Genomic DNA, 24,476 nt, shown 5'->3' with positions numbered 1-24,476 from the left:
ATTTTGAAATTTTTCATTTTAAAACTAAATATACCAACCACTTCGTGGAATGGATGGTGTATTTAGTTCGCAGTCTTATATAATTTTAACCCCTATAAAAAATAACAAGAATTGAACAAACGCCATTACAAGCAAACACAGCAAATTTACAGTTTTATTTAAGTTCCATTTCATACTTAATAATTGAAGGGCTACAAATAAAATAATTGTTGGGATCATAGCTTCCAAATAACTTTTTAACTGATAACTGAAGGGAATTTTATGCAGAAAGTCCTTCCAGGTATCTAATAAAAACCAAACGTAGTAAAAAGGCCCGACGACTTTCTTACTCTTCTAGAAAATCCTTATGAAAGACTTGATACGTCTAATAGTATGATCTGAGAGGGATTTGAACCCCCGCCCCCTACCCTTTCAATTCTAGATGGCACGTTTCCACTAATTTCTCAAAGTATGCCCAAACCTACTGGTATCAAGGGTTTGGGGAGTTTTCTTATATTTTTTGTATCCCCTTGGTTTCTAGTGTTTTTTCGAGTATGTGACCAATTTCGTGACCAGTATAAATACTATATTTTCTCTTCGACTTCCGAAAACAAGAGCAACAATTGCATTAATTTTTCCGATATGATACACATCTTCTTTGGCATTAAAGTAGATTATTTTAATAGTATATTAAACATATAATATAAAGGGTAGAATTCATTTTACTTTGAACTCTACCCTTAAAAGCTAGCTTTTTTATTTCTTTCATCATTTTCTATTAAATCTTTAAATGATAACAAGGTATCTTAATTAACACTAGCGATATTCCAGAAGTTATTTCTAATAAATTCATATATACCAAATTAACAAAGTGCACCTCTTCCTCTTGGATGCATATTGCTATATAATCTATTATCATGGATTAATAAGAACTACATATTATGGTCAATTCATCTGAAACCTTTTCATTTTCGAAATAATCAGCTAATAGATTAAACCAGGATTCACTTGCACGGACATGTTTTCATCCTTCATTCTCTCCTTTGATAAATCATTTCTCCAGATATACGAAAGAATGGAAAAGAAACAGAAAAGGAATAAGAGGTTTATCCATTATTTGTATATTTAGTATCCGAAGGGTATAATATTGGTAAAAATACGGTGAATGATAGAAGTAACCCAATATCGTATGAGGGATTTTCTCCGGTGAGTAAACGATTTCCTCGTGAAACCATAACCTGACCAGACGAAAAATCGGCTAAACACATGGGGCTGTCCCTCAGGGTACAATACCCCGTGGCACAGCCCCTCTTCTCATGCCATCATTTAAGGCTTCAGGACGAATTTAATGCATTCGTCCGCATGGTTGTAAAAGGTGTTGTACGCGTTATGCGCCTGATCGAGCGGCACTTTATGCGTGATGATCTCCGTCGGATCGAACTCGCCTGCCATAATTTTTTGATACAGCATCGGCATGTAATGAATCACGGGCGCCTGTCCCATGGTCAGCTTCACGTTTCGTTCCCAAATGTTTCCGAACATGAACTGGTTGTATTTAGAACCGTATACCCCCGTCATCTGAATCGTGCCGAATTTCCGCACCGCATTCATCGCGATGTTGATCGGGCTGAGCGTTCCGCCAACCAGCTTGGCCTTCTGCTCTTCCTCCTCCAATGGCGTCTTCTTGCCGTCCATTCCGACGCAATCGATTACGACATCCGCACCCCCGCCCGTTATTTCTTTTATATGCAGCCCCATGTCTTCGAAATCTTCAAAGTTGAAGATTTCGACCTTATTCATTTTTTTGGCATGGTTCAGCCGGTACGGGAGATTGTCGACCGCGATGACCCGTTTGGCCCCTTTCATCCAGGCGAATTTTTGCGCCATCAAGCCGACGGGGCCGCAGCCGAGCACCACCACCGTATCCCCCTGCTTCACGCCGCTGTTGTCCACGCTCCAATAGGCCGTCGGTAGCACGTCGGACAGGAACAGGAGCTTCTCATCCTCCAATTCGCATGACTCTGGAATAACGAAAGGCATGAAATTGCCGTACGGCACGTAAAGCAATTCGGCTTGTCCGCCCGGATAATTTCCGTAACGTTCGGTAAACCCAAAGTAAGCTCCCGTATCCACTTGGGGATTGGGGTTGGAGTTGTCGCATTGGCTCTCCATTTCATGCTGGCAGTAATGACAGCTGCCGCACGAGATATTGAACGGGAGCACGACCCGGTCCCCTTTTTTGACCTTTGTCACCTCAGGGCCCACATCTTCGACGATGCCCATCGGTTCATGTCCGACCACGTATCCGGTTTGGGCTTGAATCGCCCCCTGGTATATATGGAGATCGGAACCGCATATGGCGGTCGAGGTGATCCTGACGATAATCCCGTCTTTTTTCTGAATCGTCGGATCCGCGACCTGCGTCACTTGCATGTTCTTTATGCCATTGAAAGTTACAGCCTTCATAATCACCCTCCTGTTATAGCATGCCTTGAATTTGCATGCATGCTTCTATTATGGAACTGGAGAGTGAGGATTATACATTCGATGTACGGTATTTTCGAAGCCGCGGAGCGCCTAAGAACAAGAAAGGAGACGGAAGACGAAGCGTTAATGAGTAGTCTAATATTGCCCTCACCGTGAATAAAAGAGAATATTTTTCTAAAATGTGATCATCCGGTATGAGGTTATAAAGTTCAGCGTGAAATGATAGAGAGTTTTGGGAGGAATCTTTTAACATGAGTACCATCCTTCTTACTAAATTAATTCTATTTTAACAAAAAGACGCCCAAAAGGACGTTTTTCCAATTAATGTATTCTTTTTGCAAGGCTCTCTAATGGATGCCTTATTTTTCAATCTTCATCCTCGTCCTTTCTAATAAATAATCTAAATAACTGTTCGGTTGTTTTTTCAAGCAATTTACCGGTTTCTGTAACAGCTTTTTCTAAATCCATTGGCCCGTTTATTATACTGAACGCAGCAGTTAAACCTAATTCATGCAAAGGACGGATATCTCCTTCAACGGTTCCAGCTATTGCAATGATGGGGACCTTATATTGTTTCGATAGTTTTGTTATACCTGAAACCACTTTACCATAGGCGGTTTGCTCATCCAATTTTCCTTCTCCTGTTATAATAAGATCAAATTGTTGTTCTTGAAAAAGGGTTGATAGATTTAATGTCTCTATCATGAGTTCTACTCCGGGTCTCATTTCTGTTTGACAAAACGCATACAGCCCTGCCGCAGTTCCCCCTGCTGCTCCCCCCCCCTCTAAGTTATGAATTCGTCTACCTGTTTTTCTGTAGACAACATCTGCGAATACGTGAAGGGCCTCATCTAATTTATTTACTAATTCTGGTGAAGCCCCTTTCTGTGGACCGAATACATGAGATGCCCCGTTTGGACCAATCAACGAATTACTAACATCACAAGCAATTCGAAAATGCGCTTCTTTTACTCGTTCATCTATGTATGTATCATCAATAATTGAAAGGTCTTTAAGTGCAAGTCCTCCATTTTTCAACTCATTTTGTTCTTTGTCTAAAAAGCGATAACCGAGCGCTTTTAAAATTCCAGTTCCTCCATCATTTGTTGCACTACCTCCTAGACAAATAATGAAAGAACGAATTCCTTTCCCTAAAGCGTCTTTAATCAATTGGCCTGTTCCATATGTTGAGGCAATCGCAGGGTTTAACTCTTTTGACGTTAACAATGGCAAGCCAGAGGCAACTGCTAACTCAATAACAGCCGTCTTTCCGTTCCCGATAATACCAAAGTGGCCGTTAATACTTCTTCCTAGCGGGTCATTCACTAAAACTTTTTCAATTTTGCCATTTGTTGCGGTTACCAGTGTTTCGAGTGTACCCTCACCGCCATCTGCCATCGGTATTCTTAATGTATCTACATCAACTTTCGCGCTTTTAATACCGCGTTCAATATGCATTGCGACATTTTCTGCTGATAAACTCCCTTTAAATGAATCTGGTGATATTAAAATATGCATTAAACCCCTCCTAAAACCCTTATTGTATAAGCTCACTCTAACTCTATTAAAATGAATTTAAGTTTGTTGAACATATTGATTCATACACAAAAAGACATCAAGATTTATTTCTATGCTTTGGAAATCTTTTAGAACTCAAACCCAAAAATCATGGCCTTCACTTCGTCCGACTAACCCTAAGAACTTTAGAACCTGGAACGGTTTAAAAAACAAGTTGGAAATATTATATTCTAAATGTAGATTCATAAAAACCCCTTGTTAAACAAGAGGTTCTTTATGTGTTTTCTATAACAGAACATTATGCTAAGTGAGTTTGGGCATTTATTTTTGTATTTTTCCTTTCCAGTTGAGCTCGTCCAAGAAGATGATCTGCGGTTAAATAAGCCAATGCCATAATAGTCTCTGTCGGGTTATATGAAGGGAGGGTAGGGAACTGCCCTCCACCTACTGCATAAAGTCCTTTACACTCATGTACTTCTCCAAATGGATTGACAACTGATGAAGATGGATCCCATCCCATTCTGTGAGTACCTGTATCGTGAACAGAAATATGATAAGCAGGTGTTGGTGAATCTTCCCACCAATCGATCATTCCCATCTCCTGTGCGATTTTTCGCTTGATCTTCATAAAATATTCCACCGTCTTGCGATCATAATCAGTCCAATCATGGGTAATTCTCATGGCTGGCTGACCAAACTTATCCTTCACTTTAGGATCCAGGTCAACGTAGAATTGTTTTGATGGTAAGGAAGAATGCTGTGAGTACATCTTGAAAAGTTTCCTATAATTTTCACTCATCCAATCTTTAAAGCCATCCCCCCAACGAGGGACATGAGGTGGGAGACTATGAATAATTTCCATCGGTTGCATATCACCAGTCCAGGTATTGATAGGAGAACCCCAAAGAACGCCCTCATCATTGTCAGGAATTAACTCGGATGTTAAATCGTCTAGAACACTCCCTGATTGGAGGGACCCCATAAATGGATTTGTCCATTCAGGTAATAATCCAGTAAACCAACCATAGTTATGCATCGCCAAATGTTTACCTACATGACCACTCTCATTAATTCCTGAGGCCAAAAGTAATCTGGCATTCTCAAGTGCGTAACAGCCCAAGATGACAATATTAGCTTCAAGATCAACAACTTTCCCTTCGGAATCATAGTAGGAGACTCCACGTACTCGACCAGTGGAATCCTTATTCACTCGAAAAACTCGAACATAAGGGCGGATTTCCAAATTTTCAGTCTCCATGGCTGCGGTTTTAACTAAATCATGAGTAGATACTTTAGCGCCAACATGGCAGTGATAACCATGGCAAAATCCACAATTGGTACAAGCCGACCTACCCTTATAATTTTCAGTCGCAATTGCTGATGGGGTAGGATATGGATGATAACCTAACTTAGTAGAAGTTTCTACAAAAAGGTTATCCGCTGCTGCACGTGGTAAAGGAGACATTGGATAGCCTCTATCGCGAGGTGATTCAAAAGGATTACCATTAGGCTGAATTTCGCCTTTAATATTACCCGCCTTGCCCGATACTCCTAGTTCCCACTCAACTCGGTCGTAATACGGCTCCAACTCCTTATAACCTATAGGCCAGTCAACAATAGTTGTATCCTTAGGTAACGCTGACTCAGAAAATCTTTCAATGATTGTACTCCGCATGTTAAAATCTTTTTCACGAAATCTGAATGCGGCTCCACCCCATGAACGAGTGCCACCTCCCGTTCCTATAGATGGAGGTGTCTGGAAAGGATCACCTAGTCCCAGTTTGTTAGAAGCCCAAGGAAGAATAGAACCCTTTTTGTTTTCGTTCGGTCTCCATGTAATGGGGTCAGATCCCATGTGAGGGACCATTGCACTCCGAGTATAGTAACGAATTTCATCAAACTTTGTTAGGAAATCTGCATCCTGGTAGAACGCTCCCTTCTCAAGACCAACGACCTTCAAACCAGCACGAGCCAATTCTGTTGCTATGAGTCCACCTGAAGCACCAAGACCTACTACAATTGCATCTATTTGTTGAGTCATAATTTCACCTCTGTTACCACTGGTCTATGTTCCCTTTGGATATCCGTAAGGGTTTTCACCTTAATTTGATTAATATTAAAACCTAATTTCATCTGTTCCGGAGTATAACCCCATTGTGCACCAGGGAATCCAATCAACTTCCAACCGATAGCATCACGATTTCCTCCATAAAGAGGGTCACCAAAGGTTCCTTCCATTGTATGTTCATATATAACAGCAAAGAATTGTGCCAGTACACTGCCCCCTCTGTCTGAACTCTCACCAGAACTTAAGGAGTCTTCAGCTACAAATCCCTCAATAGCACGAAGAACCTGGTCCTGTTGTTCCTCATTAAGTGAGACGAACGCATCACCATGATTCTTTTCACAGTACCTTTGGAGCTCCATCAAACCCTGTCTATAAAATGTTTGAAGATGTTTAAAAAAACCTGCGAGTGATTGGTCAATAAAATTGACCGCCCTTGCTTCTTTTGCACCAGGACTTTCAAGATCACTCGGTATGAGCCGGGAGGCAATTGCTTCAACTGTACTTGCTTCGTCCCTGTTAAAAAACATGAGTACTTGAAATTCTTCGCTTTTGTACATTTCTTCCTCTCCTTTAAACTCTACTCTACTCTCTTAAAGTGAAATGGAGAGAGAAATCTCTCCCCATATATTCATATTTTGACGTTTCTTAAGTTACCAACTCAAACCCTCGCCTTTGAGAGTGGAAGTTCTTTAAATCGTCGTGTATTTTCTGTAATGGCTATTTCAACCGGCAGTCTCTCCATACTTGAAGCGCCATAGAATCCATCAATGCCCATGGTGTGTTCTAATATATATTCGACGTCCTGTACCTCTGCAATAGGACCGCCATGGCATATCACAAGTACATCTGGGTTTACTTCTTTCGCCGCATCGTGCATGGCTTGAATGATGTTGGCGGATTCATCAAGAGTCATTACACTATGCGCTCCAGTTAATCCACTAACCGTCGTACCAACATGGGCAACTATGATATCAGCTCCTGCTTCGGCCATAGCATGCGCTTCTTGCACATTGAAAACATAGGGTGTAGTTAATAGGTCTAGGTCACGAGCTATTCTAATCATCTCTACTTCCCGATCATACCCAAGCCCCGTTTCCTCCATGTTTTGGCGCAACCGTCCCTCATAGAGTCCGACAGTAGGAAAATTTTGCACACCTTTAAAGCCAATCTTTTTTAATTCTTCCAGGAAACTAGGCATCGATCTAAATGGGTCCGTACCACAAACGCCTGCAAGTACAGGTATATTCTTCACTACCGGTAATACCTCTCTTGCCATTTCAACTACAATTTGATTTGCATCCCCATAAGGCATTAAGCCAGATATTGAGCTCCGTCCCGCCATTCTAAATCTTCCAGAATTGTAAACGATAAGAAGATCCGCACCACCAGCTTCTGCACACTTTGCTGAAATCCCAGTACCTGCACCGGCACCGATAATTGGTATTCCTGCTGCCACTTGATCCTTTAATTGCTTCAATATTTCTTTTCTACTCATGTCTAAGCACCTCTTCTTTTCTTATTTTAGCTTTATAGAACTGGTTTAACTTTCTCGCCATTGCCTCAGCAAAGTCTGAATCGTTAATATTTGAGTCCATTACTACCAAATCAATATGTGAATCGAGTGTCTCCTTAAGGTTCTGGATTAATGCCTGATCCGCTTCAGGATCATGGAAAACCTCCCCTTTTTTTGAGATTGCAGAGACGCCATTGAGTGGGATAAAAACACTAACTGGACCTTTTGCCTGGTTTATTTTATTACCAATTATTTGTCCCAATTGAGCGCACTCTTCCACTGTAGTGCGCATAAGAGTAACATTCGGGTTATGTTTATAAATTTTCCGTCCTTGGAAATGTCTTGGTACCGTGTTTGCCGGTCCGAAATTCACCATATCTAGAGCCCCTAGCGAAATAATTTGCGGGATACCAAGACGTCCGGCCATCTCAAGCCTCTCTGGACCCGCTGATAGCTCCCCGCCAACCAACTCATCAGCAAGCTCAGTAGTAGTAACATCCAATAAGGCATTAATGAAGCCATCTCTCATTAGTGCTTCCATCGCCCGCCCTCCGGTACCATTAGCGGAAAATACCACTACCTCGTATCCATTCTCTTCAAGCCACTTACTGGCTTTTGAAACACAAGGTGTTGTAACCCCAAACATAGTAACAGCAATTAATGGTTTATTTTGTTTTATTGGACGGTAGGTTTTGCTTGCTGTTGCCATTCCAGTGATGGCGACTGCAGCATTGAAAATTATCTTTTCAGAGATAGAATTTATACCGGCAATGTCCACCACTGAATACATCATAGTGATATCCGATTCTCCTACATAAGGCCTCGTATCACCTGAAGCGACAGTAGATACCATTAGCTTTGGCACCCCAATCGGTAGTGCACGCATCGCTTGAGTCGCTATTGATGAACCACCAGACCCTCCCAATGCAAGAATTCCATCTAAACGGCCTTCTGTATAGAGTTTACGAACTACATTTGTTGCACCGACTGCCATTGCCTCCATAGCTATACCACGATCGTTTCGGCTTATAAGCTCCTCGATATCGGTCCCTGCGGCACTAGCAATTTGCACTCTGGTTACATCAGCTGGAATCTGAGGTTGTCCTAGAACACCAACATCAACAAGGATTACCTCACAACCTCTGGCGCGAATAATCTGATTTACAAAGTTATGTTCGTTACCCTTTGTATCGAGTGTACCTAAGACTACAATCGTTGCCATATACGAAATCCCTCCATTACATATACCTTATCGCTTTGGTATCTCACCAAGTGGAGCGATTCTGCAGTCAGGTAACTCACGCAACTCCGCCTCGGGACCAGTTGGTGAATAAACAACAAATGATTTCATTGGCTCCCATCCTGTATTGATGGTGTAGTGGTATCTGCCTTCTGGAACATAGACTGTGCATCCAGCGGATACCTTCTGTATCACTGGGTTGCCATTCTCATCCTCCACCATCTGTTCACCTTCACCAGAAACAATATAAATGATCTCCTCTGAACCAGGATGATTATGTCGTTCATGCCCTTTACCTGGATCAACAACTACTATTCCTGTACTAAATCTTTCAGCTCCAGTGACCTCTGGAGTGGATGTCAGTTTGAAACAGCCCCAATCGAACATCAATGTTTCTACATCATCTGGCCTTACATACACCTTTTTATCACTCACTGCAGCATTTGATCCTTTTTCGACACTCATAGTATTGGCCCCTTTCTTCTTACAAGATTTAACGGTGTTTGATCCAGTTTGTTTTTCATTTACTGTCGTAATTCAAGTGTAAATCATTGATAATCTGGATTAATTTTTTAGAGTAGCTAGAAGACTACTTGATTCCTGGTGCTCCTAACTCATCCTTTATTTAGACTTAATCAATAAACTTTTATTCGCCTCATCGACCAATGGCTTTAGGTACTCAAACGCTTGACGTGCCACATTGTCTGGTTCAATATCACGGCGATCAAAGCCAAGTTCCATAGCTAGGTATCCGTCATAATTAATGTCCTTCAGTGCAGAGATAAGAGAGACAAAATCGCCTCTTCCCTGCCCAGGAGCTAATCGATCATTGTCAGATATATGAATGTGGTGAAGATTCTCTCCCATGCTGTACACGTAATCGGTTGAAACTTCTTTACGGTGAAGAGCATGGAATGTATCAAACATAAGTTTTACATTTGGTTTGTTTACCTCTTCCATCAACTCAATAGCATCATCGCAACGATCTACCAGATTACTGTCAAATGGTGTTGGTTCTATAACCATCGTTACACCATAATCCAATGCAGTTTTAGAAATCTCTCTCAGAGCTTCTCTGCTCCACTCCCATGCTTGTTTTCGGCTAGTACCGAAAATCTGCCAACCTGGAATATAAAGTACAGTTTTGCCTCCCCAATAGGCACATAACTCAATAACTTCTTTATAATGCTCAATAGTATGTCGTCTCTCCTCAGGGATAGGGGAAGCTACGTTATGACCAGGCCCTCCGCTTAGAGCTGGAAGCATGCTTGACACTTCTAACCCATAATGTTCTAATATTTTTTTTATGTTCACACGTCTTTCTGTTGACAAAGTAGGTGGATAAGCGTGTGGACTGGCCGCTCCTATCTCAATTCCGTCGTAACCGATAGCGGCAATCCTCTTAATTACTTCCTCAAGCGGATAAGCAGGTAACCATACTGGAAAACTTGCATAAGGCCAAGTGTTAAATGATAGTTTCATTGTCATAGTAAACTTCCTCCTTTTATTTGCTAGATTAATAGGTAGTGCCTTTATATTTTTCCACGTTCTCTTTTGTCACAACAGGTGAGTCTAATTTAATCATCTCTGGTAATTTTTCACCGGCTAACGCCTTTGCTGCTGCAATAATGCTCATAGGAGTAATCACCGGATAAACAGTAGTAGAATCTATGACCCCATTCGTAATGTCATCAAATGCCGCCTGTTGTCCATCTATGCTGATCACTTTAATTTCATTCTCTCGGCCTGCTGCCTTTATCGCCTGTATGGCACCAAGGGTCATAATATCCGCATGTGAAAATACTGCATCAATCTTCCCTTTAGGGTACCGTTGCAATAGATCTTCCATCACCTTTAGACCCTGTGCCTGATCATAGTTAGCACTTTGACTCGCAATCACTTTAATTCCAGGGGCATCTTTAAGCGCTTTCATAAAGCCTTTATGTCTATCAATTGTTGGCGAAGCTGAAGGGCTCCCTTGCAATTCAACTACATTTCCTTTCCCATTTAAACGGGACACTAGGTCCTTACCCGCATTCATTCCCAAATCTAAATCATTTGCTTTTATTGTCGTAAGAACTGGGGCGTTGACTGTACGGTCAATTGCAATTACTTTCACTCCCGCAGCCGTTGCCCGTTTAACCGCAGGGGCTAAAGCATCTTTCTCTACGGCGTTTATAATCAAAACTTTAATTCCTTTGGAGATAAAATCATCCACAAGTTTAGTTTGGGCAACTGGATCATTTTGGCCATCGCCTACTAACAATTCAATATTAGGGAAATATTTTTTGACGGCTTCTTCAGTTCCTGTTTTAATAGCTACACCATAGGGAAATGTAGTGGACGCTATGGCCATACCTACCTTTCCTTTAATGGAATCCCGTGAAGCCTTAAGCTCCAGTGCACTTTGACATTCGGAATTGCAGTAAAGACCGTAATCAATAGGCCCTTTAGTAGAAACCTTAACAACCTCTTTAGAAGAGTTGTTACTGCAAGCCGCCGTTACAAACAGGAGCATCGAAAAAACTATTATTGACACAGTTCTCTTAAATTTCATTAACTCTCCCCCTTATCCGATTGGATCGATTATAATCATGTAATTAAGACTTCACCCCCCTATTAATTTTAAAACGTTAAAGTCCTCTCCATTGTTGTTTAATAAGCTGCTTTAATGCAGGAGTTGTGAACAAGACTGCAACTACGATTATTATTCCCTTCGCTACCTGTTGGTTGTATGGAGATACTCCCAATAAATTCAAGAGATTCGCAACCATCGCCAGCAATAATGCCCCTAGTACTGTACCTCCAACTCCTCCTCGGCCACCCATTAAGCTGGTTCCTCCAATGACAACCGCAGCAATACTATCTAGCATGATGGCACCGTCTGCGGTCGGATGCCCAACAAAAAGCCTTGATGTATTTATTAATCCTCCAACAGCAGCACATAAACCGCTGATGGCATAAACCATTAGTAAGATACGAGTAGTTCTGACTCCGGACAAACGTGCGGCATCTAAACTTCCTCCAACTCCATATATAAACCTACCAAAAGATAAGTATCGTAACACCATCCAGGCAACAAGAGCACTCAATATGAACAAGATCACTGGGCCTGGAATTAACCCGATCCCACCATTACCTAACATGTCTACAATCTTGCTATTTGTCGTGAAAGTCTGAGGTGCACCATTCGATAGAAGTAAAGCTACCCCATTACCTACGGCCATGGTAGCCAGAGTCATAATAAAGGGTTGAATTCCAAAGAAAGTAGTGCCAATTCCATTGATAATACCAATTATAATGCCTACCAACATGACGATTAAGAGTGCTAGTGGAACCGCAACACCTTGGTTTATCATCATTGCAAAAGAAACCCCGGAAACCGCGACGATAGCCCCTACTGAAAGATCGATTCCCCCTGTTAAAATAACAAACGTCATCCCTATAGCAACGACTCCAACAATGGAAGCCTGACGAGCAACATTGATTATATTTTGCATATTGAAGAATTCTGGTGTTAACAGTGCAGTAAATATAAGAAGAGCGATAAAAAGAAGGAGAGTTACTCCATATTGCTTAAAAAACTGCCTAAAGACATTGTTGTTATCTGTTTTCAAAGTTTGAACAACATCTGTGGGATTTATAGTAGTTTCATTTTTCACTTATTCGTCCCTCCTACAGCATATTTCATGATTTCTTCCTCAGTGGCTGACTCGTGATCCATCTCACCAGAAATTTGACCTTTATACATCACTAGAACGCGGTGACTATTTTCAAGAATTTCAGGCAATTCTGATGATATTAAAATCACAGACATTCCCTGTTCACAAAGTTCCCTAACCACGGTATAAATTTGGGCTTTGGCCCCAACATCGACACCCCTAGTCGGCTCATCAAGAAGGAGAATACCAATACCTGACTCCAACCACTTAGCGATGACGATTTTTTGTTGATTCCCCCCTGATAAACTTCCGACCAATATCCCCAAATGCGCTAACTTTATTTCTAATGACTCTACATGTTTCTTTGCTATAATTTGTTCCTTTTTGTTATTAATTACTTTCATCTTAGTACTCGCCATAAAGATATTTTGTAGACATGAAAGATTTTTAAACAACCCTTGTCCTCCTCGATCTTCGGGGACCAAACCTATTCCAATGTTAATTGCCTGTCTAGGGGAGTTAATTTTAACTTGACGACCATTAACAGTCACTTTCCCAGAATCTATGGGATCAGCTCCAAAAATTGCTCTTACCAACTCAGTCCTACCAGCTCCTCTTAGACCCGCGATACCCAACACCTCTCCCTTATTGAGGGAGAAATTGATGTCATGAAGGACGCCTTTACGTGATAGACCTTCAACCTCTAGCACAACTTGCCCTTTTTCATAATTAATCTTATTGCGAGGAGCAATGCTTATGTGACGTCCGACCATCATCCCTACCAATTCGTCAGGATTCGTCTCTTCAATGCGGCCGTCACCTATCTGTTGACCGTCTTTTAAAACCAAGTACCTATCTGCCAAACCAAAGATTTCATTTAATCTATGAGAAATGAAGATAACCGCTATACCGCGTTTTTGCATTTCTTTCACAATAGTAATTAGCCGATCCACATCATCTCCGCCTAAAACTGCGGTCGGTTCATCCAAAATCAAAAGGCGTGCGTTACTATAAAGTGCTTTGGCGATTTCTAGCATCTGTTTTTGTGCAATGCTTAGGGTGGAAACCGGCATTTTTACTGGTAGTTGTACCCCGAATTCATCTAGGAATCTCTCAGCTTCTTTATGTAATTCCCTCCAATTAATACGTCCTTTAGTCTTGTGAAAATTAGTAAAAAAGAGGTTTTCAGTTACCGAAAGATCGGGAAATAAGTTAAACTCTTGGTAAACGGTTACAATTTCACTTTTTTCTGCATCGAGTGGAGTATGAAACTCCACTTGATTCCCATTGATTAAAATCTTTCCTTCATTTGCCTTAATTGCACCGGAAAGAATTTTAATTAATGTGGACTTTCCAGCTCCATTCTCTCCTACAAGCGCTAATATTTCACCAGAATGAATCTTTAAGTTGATGTTATTGAGCACTGTAATGCCAGAATAGCTTTTTGTTATATTTTGCATCTCAAGAAGGGGAAGATTTTCTTTAACCTCCATAAAAGACAGCCTCCTTTTCTTTAAATTAATCCATTCAACATACATGAAACCGCTTACAAACTTTATAAATTAGTTAGATGTCCTAAAATATTAAAAAGAAAAGATACCATCTTTGGTTTTCTTAAGTGAATCTTCGATTATTTTATCAACTGTTAAAACAGCGGCACCTATTATTCCACCTTTTTCACCTAAGAAGGACTGCTGTATTATTAGGTTACGTGTAGACAATGGCAATGAACGGTGATAGATAGCTTGCCTTATAGATGCCAAAAGTACATCACCAACTTCAGACACTCTACCCCCTATACAAACTAGAGAAGGATTAAAGAAATTAATGAGACTCGCTATTACATTTCCAATTTGAAAACCACATTCTCGGATTAGTTCCACAGCACTTGGATCTGATTCTCGTACTGCACGATTAAAATCCTCCAGGCTTAACTTTCCATTGGTCTCCATTAGTTTTGCAAGTATCTCACTTTGTCCATTCCTAGCAATTTCCTCAGCTCTTCGAACAATCGCTCTGCCGCCTGCAATTGTTTCTAAACAACCACGATTCCCGCAATAACAAAGCAAATCCTGCCCTATATTTATGTGCCCAACATCACCTGCACACTCAGTAGATCCACGATATATCTGACCATTGAATATAATTCCTGCACCGATTCCATTACCAATCTTCAGGAAAATGAAATTATCAATACCAGAAACTCCCTCAACAGTACGCTCCCCAAGTGCCCTCGTATAGACATTATTGTCAACATAGCATGCACAATTAAATTGTTGGGACAAGAACTGAAGAATTGGGTAGCGATCCCACCCCGGCATGATAGGAAGTGATGCAGGTAAACCAGTGCTATATTCCACTGGTCCCGGTACTCCCATACCTATTCCTTTGATTCTTGAAATCTCTATGTTACTTTCGTCAAGTAAGGAATAGATCATTTCTCTAATATGTTCAAGTACTGCTGCAGGTCCTGTTGCTACGTCTATTTCACTTGATTTTGATGATATAACACTACAGTTCAAATCTGTTATTCCGACCTGAACATGAGTTGACTCCAAATCAATTCCAATTATGTACCCAGCTTCATGGTTGAACGATAAGAGTCTTGGTCTTCTTCCGCCAGTAGAATTTCCCATCTCTACTTCGATTATCAGGTTACTCCTAACTAGTGTATCGACATGTTCTGTTACCGTTGCTAAACTAAAACCTGTTGATCGCACTATATCAGCTTTAGAATTTGGCTTTTTACTCTTCCAAATTGCTTGTAAAACTTTCGTCGTTCCCGGCGGCATATTCATCCTTACCCTCCCCCCTCCGTAACTATGAATTCTTTACATGAAACTTCTAAATGTCCACTTTTTTAAATCATTGTATTAAAAGTATAATGATTAATTGAAAATGTATACAGAATATTCAAAAAACTATTTTATACTCTTTAATTTAATACACCGACTTTTTACAGTCAATGTGAAAAAGTATAACAATTAATTAAAAATGTATACCGAATATTCAAAAAACTATTTTATATACTTTAATTTAATACACCGACTTTTTACAGTCAATGTGAAAAAGTGTAATAATTAATTAAAAATGTACATAAGAACTTTGGATGATCCTTTTATATAAAGGTTAAGTAAGTCAGACGATATAACTTCAATAAAAAATTTGTCAGGTTCAATGAATGTATGCGCCGGCTTTATTTCGCTTATTTTCGCAAAAATATGGGGTTATAAAATATCATCATTTGCCTTTTCCTATTAGGTTACTTAAAATTCATTTGGGTTTCACTTTTTTTATTCAGTCGCCATTTGCCTAACCCTGTTAGCCTTTATGTGACAACTTATTGGTCTTACCCCTGTCAAGTAGACAAATGGAAAAAGCTATGCGGCTAACGCGTGTCGATGTTCAATCGGCGCGCGTTTTTTTAGTCTCTTTTGAGTACGTCTGTAATTGTCTATATACAACTTCTCAGTTTTAAGGTGTGAGAATAAGGAATCTACAAAAAAGAAAGCGGCGGATAAAATGATCCGCCGCAACAAAAGAATGATCCTAAAATACTAGTGATCATCCCATCAACCCCATCATCCATCAGCTCTCTCGTTGGCTCGTGACAGTTCACGGGATGAACTTCATGCCGTACTTGTGGGCTTCCTCGACCTTTTGCTTCGTCATGTAAGGCTTGTAGTTTGGATCAGTTACCTTGCCGTTCTAAGGATCACCATGTACTGGGGAAATAGCACTTGCACCGAACGGGTGGGCTGCAGCGACAAAATCGCCTCCGATGTCATCGATGTCGATTCCGCCCAGCCATGTTGATGCGCCAGGCTTACCAGGCTGAAGAACTGATCACCTTTAGTCAATGCGAAAATCGGTAAGCGCGGATAGATTTGATGCCAGCGCATGAGTGATCCCCAATCGGGGCTTTCGATCGTTACGCGGTTAACCATTCCAGCTTTACGAACCTCCTGGGCAACTTTCTGTACAAACTCTTCACGTGGGGCCGTTTCATTCGGTGCTCCGGCCTCCACTTTTGTCTCGACATTCATGTGTACCTTGTTGGCATGGGAAAACTTGACTAAATCGAACACCAGCTCAAAGCGGCATGCGGGCGCCGGTATTCAGCTGCTGGCCAGGGAATGACGCCTGCCTCAACGAGCCGCAGTTCAATGTACGCACCTCGGCCAAGGTGAGGTCCTTTATGTACTTGCCGACATATGGATACATGGGATCACCAGGAAACGCCGGACCCGTGTCCTGACACTTGGAACCCGTAATCTGACGATCGTGGGTAATCACAGCCTGATGATCCTTCGTGATTTGCACATTCATCTCAAGGGTACTGACACCCACTTTGAGGCCTTTTGGAGAAAGATGCAATCGTGGACTCAGTGGTAAGCCCGATACCTCCTCGGTGCGCCTGCAGATCGATCTCCTTCGGACTGCCCGCAGTGTAAGACTGGGTGCAATTTCTGCATCCGATGCAGGTGTTACAGCCACTTGGTTGACAGCTGAGGTCTTTCTCATTAAGCTTTAAATCTTTATACATTTACCTGTTCTATCCCTACTCGAACGTTGAGTAGGTTTTTTATTATGCAAAGACAATCGAGTAGAGGGAAAATAAGTCATTTATTTTCGCCCCTCTCACAACACCGTACGTACGGATCGCGTATACGGCGTTTCAATTTATATCACAGTGTGTACTTTTAGAAAATGTTCTACAGCAGAGGGGACTCCCCTCTGCTTTAGTCTTTTGTTTGAGATTGCTCTTTGGACGACTTTTGATAATCCTATGAATCGGTAACCTTTTCGACAGTAGGTTAATCCTTTCGCTTCTTCCTCCGGAATCCCTAGTTGAATAAGCGATTTGATTTGTTTCTTCGTTACTTTCCATTGTTTCCAGATGATGACCCTAATTCTGGAGCGAAGCTTTTGGTCTATTCGTTTAGTCACCTTTTTCATATTTGCCACTCTGAAGTAGTTTACCCATCCAAGTATCACTTGTTTTAGTTTCAATATTCGGTAGTCTAGTGGAACACTCCAGCTCCGTTTTGTCAGTAGTCGAAGCTTCCTTTGAAACTTCTGTACCGAACTTAGATGAGGTTTCACTTGATATCTCTTGTTTTTAATGTCGTAATAATACCCAAATCCTAAGAATTTTAATTCTTTTGGACGTGAGATTCTACTCTTCTCTACGTTGACTATAAGACCTAATTTCTCTTCTATAAATCTCACGATTGAGTTCATTACTCGGTTCGCTGCTTTTTCACTTTTCACAAAGATAAGGGCATCATCTGCGTACCTCACGAACCTTAGTCCTCTTATCTCTAGTTCCTTATCAAGTTCATTTAACATAATATTACTCAATAGTGGACTGAGGTTTCCTCCTTGCGGAGTACCGACAGGTGTGTCTTCATATTTTCCATTCACCATGACTCCACTGACTAAGTATTTTCTGATTAACGAGATGACATCTCCGTCTTTTATTGTGTTGGATATAATTCGCATGAGTTTATCGTGATGAACGGTATCGAAGAATCTTTCAAGGTCAATGTCGACTACCCAATCATGACTATCATTCAAAAATTCCAGGCTTTTAATAATCGCCATTTCACAACTTCTTTTTGGTCTGAAACCGTAACTGAATTCGCTGAACTGTTCTTCAAATATCGGACTGAGAACTTGATGAATGGCTTGTTGAACGACTCTGTCCACTACTGTTGGTATTCCCAATTTGCGCATCTTTCCGTTTTCTTTTGGGATTTCCACTCTTAAGGCAGCTTGTGGTTGGTATTTTCTTGTTCTGATGCGCTGACGCAGTTCATCCTTATTCTCTTTCAGATATTGCTTTAGTTCGTCGACTGTCACTCCATCGATCCCACTTGTACCTTTATTTTTATAGACACGTAAGTAGGCTTCATTCATATTTTGATTACTTAGAATTTGTTCTAAAAGTTCCACACTCGTTTCTCCTTCCCTCTCACGTAGTGAGTGCTAACTCCCTTTTAGTTATCTTTTGAGATACGCTCATATTTTCACCATTAACACATTCGGAGTTTTCGTCACTCACGCATTCGTGGTGTTGAAACACTATAAATTGTTCAGCCCTTCATGAGTGTACTCATTACTATGGCTTCTGCTGACTTCTTGCGGCTAACCTTTTTCGACTGTACTTCTGTACATCCGCAAGACCTCCCAGGGTAAGACAACTATCTTTCCTCTTTTGCTCGCCTGATTTACCCTACAAAGTTACGCACATCTTTTGGACTTTAACTTGTTTGGGAGTCTCGTCCCTTTATAGAGCCTTAGTATCAGGTTTCTGTTCGTCGAGTCAAGATTTTATTCCACGCTTCCTCCAGCCCTTACCTCACGATAAGTACCTTGCGCTTCCTTAGTGGTTGGTCGATGTGTACCCCCACAGTGGACTTTCACCACCTAGATAGTTGCCATGCCTGGCACACCAAAAAAACAGGCTCTTATGGGAGATCCTGTTAGTATAAGTCATATAAAATTAAGCTTTTTGAACGTTAGCAGCCTGAGCTCCACGAGCACCTTGCTCAACGTCGAAAGTAACCTTTTGACCTTCGTCTAAGGATTTGAATCCTTCCCCTTGGATAGCTGAGAAAAGTACGAATACGTCGTCTCCACCTTCACGCTCGATAAACCCAAAACCTTTTTCTGCATTAAACCATTTAACTGTACCTTGTTCCATTTTTGTTGCCTCCTAGTGTGCTTACCACACTATTTGTTACTATCCTTGCCCAAAGTGATTCTCAAGACGAAAAGTCGATACTCGTATACACCGAACAAAAAATAATTCTCTCTTAGCATTTCAGTAAACAATGGTTTTTGCAATCGTTTGAAATATAACGAAGAGTCATTTACCAATGGAAAGATGCTTTAAATGATGATTAAACCCGGTTGCTTTTCCTGAAATTTAGTAGTCATACATAAAACAACCAGATTTTTTGGTTTTGGAAAAATAAGCTTGGATTCCAATGCGGGATGTTATCCTCAAAAACAGCTCTTTTTGGTTCCTGCTATCCATTCTTTGTTCTGCGGGAACCAAATAGCCGTATGCCCCGCTCCTTCATTAGTACCAGCAAGAATGCAGCTAGGAAGTCATCATTTGGTAACTTTACACTAGTGGGAAGTATGACAATTGCCAAAATAGTCACTTTTTTTTCTTATCAATCGTTCTTTTTACACACCTCATAATTTGCATACCTTTTACTTTTATCATTATTTATTTCCCCCTGGTAATCACAGCCCTATCGATCAAAGAGTGTCTCAGTACTTATGCAGGAGTCTTTACACGCTTCCAATCCATTCAACAATGAGCATTAACACCGTCTTCTTCATAAAAGGGCCAGTTCTCGATTAAATTTCATTCAAAAATCATTGAACAAATGGTATAGCGGCCCCGGTAGGAACTCCATTTTCCGGTGAACGGCTGATATAAATGAATGGGTCATTGCTAGGAAATGCCGATTTTTCCTTTACTTTTTCATGAAGAGTTTCGATATCTTCCTCAGTTAAGAAAGGAGATAAATGTTCGCCTAAAATAAATTCTCTGTTCAGAACAAGATGGATATTGTTGATTGAAATGGATAGATTGTCCAAAAAAGAATTCCACCTCTTCACATATGAAGAGATTTTAGAACGTAACTGCAGAAAAAAGAAATCTAATGTTTCATTCTCATCTAGAAGCGCATTAACAGAGCTAAATGTTTCCATGCATCCTTTCTTCCCGCAGTAACAAGCAGGACCATCAGGATTAATCGTCATATCATAGGTGTAGCTCTACCGTGTTCATCATAACTAACGATTGTTAAAAATAAAGTATCATCTTTTACGATACCACCTGGTCTTCGAGGGAAGTATGTAGTATTCAAATCTCGTTTCCTAACACCCTTCATTTGTTTGTAATTCAAGTCGCTAGGAATTCAGTCTTCCCCCGTTCCTTCAAAATTCAACCAAATACCTGCAACATCATCAACTTCATCTGAATTTTCAAGTATTGATTCAAATAAATCTGGTTGGACAATTTTCTTTAGCCCAGCACCCCTCTTTTTACTATTTGAATAGGTAACTGTTTTATCTCTTTGGTTTGCTGCTAATTGTGTTACGTGTTCAACATCAAAAAGGCTGCCAGTCAGTCAGTTTTCCCTGACATTCTGGACAGCCCTCTTGGTTCTTACCTATTAATCAATAAGGATCAGCTTCATGGCTTTTCTTTACGGCATCTTCTGTTGCTTCGTTCGCAGCTAATGAACCTTGGCCATATTTCGATTGGCCAGCTTCACGTCCTGGAATATTGTTTTCCGTCTTCGATTCTTGTATTTCTTTCATTTTCATTTCGATACCTTCCTGCACACGGCGGCCATAGTCTTCATCGGCTTGTGTGAAGTGCTCAATCATGGAATCCTGAATTCGTTTGTCACATACCGCAAGCGCTGCAGACAGGTTATTGATTAATTCATCACGCTCCCAATCTTCAAAGCTGCGGTACGTTTCGCCCGCCTGTCCATAGTTGTTGGGCCGATCAATCGGTTCACTCATTGCCGCAGCATTATACGTTGGGCGGTGCTGTGGACGTTCTTCTTTGCTTGCTTCCTGATAACCACCGATCATCGACGGCTCATAGTTGATGTGCGGATTTTCCCCAGACTCTTTTGGATCACGAATATCCATTTGGCCGCGATGCTGGTTCGTCCGGACAGGCGCTTTCGGTGCGTTCACAGGCAATTTTAAAAAGTTCGCACCTACACGATAACGCTGCGTATCAGAATAAGAGAAGGTACGGCCTTGCAGCATTTTATCGTCTGAGAAGTCCATTCCATCAACCAGAACCCCTGTACCGAAGGCGGCTTGCTCAATTTCCGCGTGGAAATCCACTGGATTGCGGTCAAGGACCATACGGCCCACCGGCAACCATGGGAACTTGTCCTCCGGCCATAGTTTCGTATCATCGAGCGGATCAAAATCAAGTTCCGGATGGTAGTCGTCCTCCATGATCTGTACAAAGAGCTCCCATTCCGGATAATCTCCGCGCTCAATCGCTTGATATAAATCTTGTGTCGCATGAGCGACGGTCTTCGCTTGAATCTCACTTGCCTCTTCTTGTGTCAGGTTGCGGATACCCTGCTTCGGCTCCCAGTGATACTTCACCAGCACAGCCTCACCTTTGTCATTCACCCATTTATAGGTGTTTACACCCGAACCCTGTATGTGGCGGTATGTCGCTGGAATACCCCATGGAGAGAACAGGAATGTAATCATATGCGTTGCCTCAGGGCTACGGGAAACAAAGTCGAACATCCGCTGCGGATGCGACACGTTCGAAGCCGGATCAGCTTTAAACGCATGGATCATGTCAGGGAACTTCATAGCATCACGGATAAAAAAGATTTTCAGGTTGTTCCCAACCAGATCCCAGTTGCCATCCTCCGTATACATTTTTACGGCGAAGCCGCGCGGGTCCCGTTCTGTTTCCGGCGAATCCTTCGCTCCTGCAACTGTTGAGAAGCGAACCATTAACGGTGTTTTCTTCCCGGCACCGGAAAATACTTTTGCACGGGTGTACTTCTCTACAGGTTCATCTCCAACTTTTCCGTACGTTTCAAAATAACCAAATGCTCCAGTTCCTCTTGCGTGTACGACACGCTCGGGTACCTCTTCCCTATCAAAATGGGAAATTTTTTCGATAAAATGATAGTTCTCAAGAGTGGCTGGACCTCGATTACCAATTGTACGGATATTTTGGTTATCCGTCACAGGATGACCCTGACGCGTGGTCAACGTTTCACGTTTTTCGTCTTGCCCGCTTGAAGCATTGATATCTTTGTTCTCTGCCAAAATGAAAACCTCCTAAAAGTTATTCAACACTATTTTAACCTTTATCTGAATATTTTTACAGTAAAAAGGGTTCCCATTCCTAAACCTAGTTTTATATATACATATTCAAGAATACTTGCGGAGCAAATACGATAAAACTTCCCCATTTATAGATTTTTATGGATCAAACCCGAGCTGGTTCCTCATTTTTTCCACTCTCTGATTTATCACTATTTGTGGTACGGTTCACCGTAACGCATATAAGTACTTAAGATTATGCTGTTCCCAAGTGAAAGTAAAAAGAGCCAAGGAAATGTATCTCCTCAGCTCTTATAATTAAACATATTTGTTTTTACTGGTTATTTTTTGTTTTCACAGTCACTTCAAAGCCATCAAAAGAGGTTCTAGCCGTTTACGGCACGCTTTGTATATATGGCCGTATGCGGTATAAGAAGCTCCAGGAACAAGAAGCTAAAAGAGTATTATGATCGAAAACGAAATGAAGGAAAGCCTTCAAAAGTAGCGATGATAGCTTGTGTTAATAAGCTTTTACACTGGATATATGCAATACTAAAAAGGAATGAGCAATTCCTAGACTTGGCTTAATGAACAAGAAAAAATCAGTTTATGAAAAACCTTCCAATTGATATATGGAGGGTTATTTTATTTGAAGACACTACTGATTTGCAGAATGAATTATACTCAAGTCTTGAATTCCGTGTTAAAGGCAAGTATTAACCATTATTATTTTCAGTGAAATTTTTTAAAGCTGATAATTTATTGTCCCAGTATTCCTCAAAATAATGAAGCCAGTTTTTCAGCTCTTCCAAAGGCTGCGGTTCGAGGCTATACACAGTTTCACGCCCTGCTTTTTCGCTTGCTGCAAGGCCCGCCTGGCAAAGAACCTTCAAATGCTTGTTAACTGCAGTACGGCTAACCGGAAAGCAGGACGTTATAGCTGCGATGGACATTTCCTTTTCAGCAAGCATAATTAAAATACTGCGTCTTGTGGGATCTGCAATTGCATGGAACACATCATGCTTTACCGTTGAATGTGTCAACTTATGCCTCTATTTGTGCTGGAAGTTTCTCGGAAATAATCTTATCCCACCCATTGTCCATAATGGCGCGCACTATTGCATGAGGCTGGCCAAATTCCGTTGTTCCATCTTCATCCCACCCTGAGTGAATCAATGTGAACAACGTTTTTTCATCTTCAAGCTTTTTCAATTTGAATGTAAGGTGCCAATCCTTGCCCCATTTAATTCCTACACGGTACGGGGGTTCCAGTTCTGTTACAGTGCAGGGAGAATCTCCAAATTGTCCAGTTTGAAGAACAAAGCTTTGTCCTATTACAGGCTCGAAAGTATTGGGCATCCACCACGAGGCAATGCCCTCAGAAGTTGCAGCAGCTCTCCAGACTGTTTCAATTGGTGCATTCAGCACTATAGTTTTTCGAATCTCAGGCATTTTCTTTTTCATGATTGAACATTACCTCCATTTTTAGCGCATATAAATCTGCTGAATTAAATATAACACCTTTTGGTTTCATTTTAAACCTTATTGTTGATTTTATTTTTTGGCATAAAAATCAGTTTAAATTTAAAGGCATTTCACGAACCGCTACCTCATGTTGTTATATAAATTTTCATCAATAATATATACCTTTAATTTCCTCCGTACCTCTAGCCGCTTTAAAATTTTTGTGGTTTAATGAGTGGTTTAAGCAATCCACTTGGATTATTTTTAGGTATTTAAATTTATTCAGTTTATAATTCCTGACGTAGTTAATAAGGTGTAATATTGCACTGAAGGAACTAGTAGGCACATTTGATATAAGCTTTTAGGAATGCAGAAGAATTAGACAGTTTAAAACTGCCACCTTGTCATCTTGAGGTGCCCACTATTTTCAAAAAAATTATCTAAATTTCCCTTTTCACCATCATTCATCCATCTCACTTTAGATAGCCATGATATCCTTTCCCTTCCATACCTTATCTTGGCCTATTTTACTCTTGCCACCAAAGTGTTCTTATTCAGTACCGGCTTGAATAATGCCAATAATCTGCAGCTAATGTAAAAGAATATTACAATGCGGTCTTGCTGTTTTGCATTGTCGGGGGACATCTTCACTCAAAGGTGGCTAGAGATACTGCGGAGGATGATGATATAGAA

Annotated in this window: 20 protein-coding genes and 2 pseudogenes; 1 reads left to right on the top strand and 21 read right to left on the bottom strand. The window is 41.0% G+C overall.

The annotated features are described in order from the left end of the window. Positions 1-1,305: 1,305 nt before the first annotated feature. From ACN6MY_RS11640 to ACN6MY_RS11550, 19 genes and pseudogenes are all read right to left on the bottom strand, one after another. Positions 1,306-2,445 (bottom strand): zinc-dependent alcohol dehydrogenase, encoded by a 1,140-nt coding sequence (locus tag ACN6MY_RS11640; protein WP_419880356.1) that lies wholly within the window; start codon positions 2,443-2,445, stop codon positions 1,306-1,308. 387 nt (positions 2,446-2,832) lie between these two features. Then, positions 2,833-3,984, bottom strand: a complete 1,152-nt coding sequence (locus tag ACN6MY_RS11635) for a glycerate kinase (protein WP_419880355.1) — start codon at positions 3,982-3,984, stop codon at positions 2,833-2,835. Positions 3,985-4,282: 298 nt separating this feature from the next. Continuing rightward, complete coding sequence (locus tag ACN6MY_RS11630) at positions 4,283-6,025, bottom strand: GMC family oxidoreductase (RefSeq protein WP_419880354.1); 1,743 nt, start codon at positions 6,023-6,025, stop codon at positions 4,283-4,285. Next, complete coding sequence (locus tag ACN6MY_RS11625) at positions 6,022-6,609, bottom strand: gluconate 2-dehydrogenase subunit 3 family protein (RefSeq protein ID WP_419880353.1); 588 nt, start codon at positions 6,607-6,609, stop codon at positions 6,022-6,024. The genes ACN6MY_RS11630 and ACN6MY_RS11625 overlap by 4 nt, the downstream gene beginning before the upstream one ends. A gap of 101 nt (positions 6,610-6,710) precedes the next feature. After that, positions 6,711-7,547, bottom strand: a complete 837-nt coding sequence (locus ACN6MY_RS11620) for a phosphoenolpyruvate hydrolase family protein (protein ID WP_419880352.1) — start codon at positions 7,545-7,547, stop codon at positions 6,711-6,713. After that, positions 7,540-8,787, bottom strand: coding sequence for a Tm-1-like ATP-binding domain-containing protein (locus tag ACN6MY_RS11615; protein WP_419880351.1), 1,248 nt, complete (start codon positions 8,785-8,787; stop codon positions 7,540-7,542). Before ACN6MY_RS11615 ends, ACN6MY_RS11620 begins: the two co-directional genes overlap by 8 nt. Positions 8,788-8,814: 27 nt before the next feature. Continuing rightward, positions 8,815-9,270 (bottom strand): cupin domain-containing protein, encoded by a 456-nt coding sequence (locus ACN6MY_RS11610; protein WP_419880350.1) that lies wholly within the window; start codon positions 9,268-9,270, stop codon positions 8,815-8,817. A 156-nt stretch (positions 9,271-9,426) separates the two neighbouring features. Further along, positions 9,427-10,293, bottom strand: a complete 867-nt coding sequence (locus ACN6MY_RS11605) for a sugar phosphate isomerase/epimerase family protein (protein ID WP_419880349.1) — start codon at positions 10,291-10,293, stop codon at positions 9,427-9,429. Between the two features lie 28 nt (positions 10,294-10,321). Beyond that, on the bottom strand, positions 10,322-11,362 hold the full coding sequence (locus ACN6MY_RS11600; RefSeq protein WP_419880348.1) for a substrate-binding domain-containing protein: 1,041 nt from the start codon (positions 11,360-11,362) through the stop codon (positions 10,322-10,324). Between the two features lie 76 nt (positions 11,363-11,438). Then, positions 11,439-12,467: an ABC transporter permease gene (locus tag ACN6MY_RS11595; RefSeq protein ID WP_419880347.1), complete on the bottom strand. Its 1,029-nt coding sequence runs from the start codon at positions 12,465-12,467 to the stop codon at positions 11,439-11,441. Continuing rightward, complete coding sequence (locus tag ACN6MY_RS11590; protein WP_419880346.1) at positions 12,464-13,960, bottom strand: sugar ABC transporter ATP-binding protein; 1,497 nt, start codon at positions 13,958-13,960, stop codon at positions 12,464-12,466. The genes ACN6MY_RS11595 and ACN6MY_RS11590 overlap by 4 nt, the downstream gene beginning before the upstream one ends. Positions 13,961-14,050: 90 nt before the next feature. After that, positions 14,051-15,265 carry an ROK family protein gene (locus ACN6MY_RS11585; RefSeq protein ID WP_419880345.1) on the bottom strand — a complete coding sequence of 405 codons (1,215 nt, stop codon included), beginning with the start codon at positions 15,263-15,265 and terminating at the stop codon, positions 14,051-14,053. 897 nt (positions 15,266-16,162) lie between these two features. Further along, positions 16,163-16,513 carry a hypothetical protein gene (locus tag ACN6MY_RS11580; protein ID WP_419880344.1) on the bottom strand — a complete coding sequence of 117 codons (351 nt, stop codon included), beginning with the start codon at positions 16,511-16,513 and terminating at the stop codon, positions 16,163-16,165. 46 nt (positions 16,514-16,559) lie between these two features. Then, on the bottom strand, positions 16,560-16,796 hold the full coding sequence (locus ACN6MY_RS11575) for a glycerophosphodiester phosphodiesterase family protein (RefSeq protein WP_419880343.1): 237 nt from the start codon (positions 16,794-16,796) through the stop codon (positions 16,560-16,562). 354 nt (positions 16,797-17,150) lie between these two features. Next, positions 17,151-18,425: a group II intron reverse transcriptase/maturase gene (gene ltrA, locus ACN6MY_RS11570; RefSeq protein ID WP_419880342.1), complete on the bottom strand. Its 1,275-nt coding sequence runs from the start codon at positions 18,423-18,425 to the stop codon at positions 17,151-17,153. Positions 18,426-18,975: 550 nt separating this feature from the next. Next, a complete protein-coding gene (locus ACN6MY_RS11565; RefSeq protein WP_419880341.1) occupies positions 18,976-19,176 on the bottom strand; it encodes a cold-shock protein in 201 nt (66 codons plus the stop codon). 686 nt (positions 19,177-19,862) lie between these two features. Further along, positions 19,863-20,201, bottom strand: a complete 339-nt coding sequence (locus ACN6MY_RS11560) for a hypothetical protein (protein ID WP_419884274.1) — start codon at positions 20,199-20,201, stop codon at positions 19,863-19,865. Further along, positions 20,202-20,252 (bottom strand): annotated as a pseudogene (locus tag ACN6MY_RS11555) (hypothetical protein); the annotation flags it as partial. A 420-nt stretch (positions 20,253-20,672) separates the two neighbouring features. Beyond that, positions 20,673-22,322 (bottom strand): catalase, encoded by a 1,650-nt coding sequence (locus ACN6MY_RS11550; protein ID WP_419880340.1) that lies wholly within the window; start codon positions 22,320-22,322, stop codon positions 20,673-20,675. 373 nt (positions 22,323-22,695) lie between these two features. Between ACN6MY_RS11550 and ACN6MY_RS11545 the strand changes: the two are divergent. Continuing rightward, positions 22,696-22,907: pseudogene (locus tag ACN6MY_RS11545) on the top strand (IS110 family transposase); the annotation flags it as partial. Positions 22,908-23,035: 128 nt separating this feature from the next. Here the strand turns inward: ACN6MY_RS11545 and ACN6MY_RS11540 are convergent. Together ACN6MY_RS11540 and ACN6MY_RS11535 are read right to left on the bottom strand one after the other, a co-directional pair. After that, on the bottom strand, positions 23,036-23,362 hold the full coding sequence (locus tag ACN6MY_RS11540; RefSeq protein WP_419880339.1) for an ArsR/SmtB family transcription factor: 327 nt from the start codon (positions 23,360-23,362) through the stop codon (positions 23,036-23,038). 1 nt (position 23,363) lies between these two features. Beyond that, the gene (locus ACN6MY_RS11535) at positions 23,364-23,783 is read right to left on the bottom strand and encodes an SRPBCC family protein (RefSeq protein WP_419880338.1); all 420 of its coding nucleotides are present in this window, start codon (positions 23,781-23,783) and stop codon (positions 23,364-23,366) included. Between the last annotated feature and the right edge of the window lie 693 nt (positions 23,784-24,476).

The organism is Peribacillus sp. B-H-3 (genome assembly GCF_048572925.1).
GTDB lineage: Bacteria > Bacillota > Bacilli > Bacillales > DSM-1321 > Peribacillus.
The sequence above is the reverse complement of the archived record's forward strand: the minus strand, read 5'-3'. Positions and strand labels throughout refer to the sequence as shown.

Bases quoted from the DNA above. Each gene is read 5' to 3' on its own strand.
- ACN6MY_RS11640 (WP_419880356.1), bottom strand. From the start codon at position 2,445: ATGAAGGCTGTAACTTTCAATGGCATAAAGAACATGCAAGTGACGCAG.
- ACN6MY_RS11635 (WP_419880355.1), bottom strand. From the start codon at position 3,984: ATGCATATTTTAATATCACCAGATTCATTTAAAGGGAGTTTATCAGCA.
- ACN6MY_RS11630 (WP_419880354.1), bottom strand. From the start codon at position 6,025: ATGACTCAACAAATAGATGCAATTGTAGTAGGTCTTGGTGCTTCAGGT.
- ACN6MY_RS11625 (WP_419880353.1), bottom strand. From the start codon at position 6,609: ATGTACAAAAGCGAAGAATTTCAAGTACTCATGTTTTTTAACAGGGAC.
- ACN6MY_RS11620 (WP_419880352.1), bottom strand. From the start codon at position 7,547: ATGAGTAGAAAAGAAATATTGAAGCAATTAAAGGATCAAGTGGCAGCA.
- ACN6MY_RS11615 (WP_419880351.1), bottom strand. From the start codon at position 8,787: ATGGCAACGATTGTAGTCTTAGGTACACTCGATACAAAGGGTAACGAA.
- ACN6MY_RS11610 (WP_419880350.1), bottom strand. From the start codon at position 9,270: ATGAGTGTCGAAAAAGGATCAAATGCTGCAGTGAGTGATAAAAAGGTG.
- ACN6MY_RS11605 (WP_419880349.1), bottom strand. From the start codon at position 10,293: ATGACAATGAAACTATCATTTAACACTTGGCCTTATGCAAGTTTTCCA.
- ACN6MY_RS11600 (WP_419880348.1), bottom strand. From the start codon at position 11,362: ATGAAATTTAAGAGAACTGTGTCAATAATAGTTTTTTCGATGCTCCTG.
- ACN6MY_RS11590 (WP_419880346.1), bottom strand. From the start codon at position 13,960: ATGGAGGTTAAAGAAAATCTTCCCCTTCTTGAGATGCAAAATATAACA.
- ACN6MY_RS11585 (WP_419880345.1), bottom strand. From the start codon at position 15,265: ATGAATATGCCGCCGGGAACGACGAAAGTTTTACAAGCAATTTGGAAG.
- ACN6MY_RS11580 (WP_419880344.1), bottom strand. From the start codon at position 16,513: ATGAATGTCGAGACAAAAGTGGAGGCCGGAGCACCGAATGAAACGGCC.
- ACN6MY_RS11575 (WP_419880343.1), bottom strand. From the start codon at position 16,796: ATGAATGTGCAAATCACGAAGGATCATCAGGCTGTGATTACCCACGAT.
- ACN6MY_RS11565 (WP_419880341.1), bottom strand. From the start codon at position 19,176: ATGGAACAAGGTACAGTTAAATGGTTTAATGCAGAAAAAGGTTTTGGG.
- ACN6MY_RS11560 (WP_419884274.1), bottom strand. From the start codon at position 20,201: ATGGAAACATTTAGCTCTGTTAATGCGCTTCTAGATGAGAATGAAACA.
- ACN6MY_RS11535 (WP_419880338.1), bottom strand. From the start codon at position 23,783: ATGAAAAAGAAAATGCCTGAGATTCGAAAAACTATAGTGCTGAATGCA.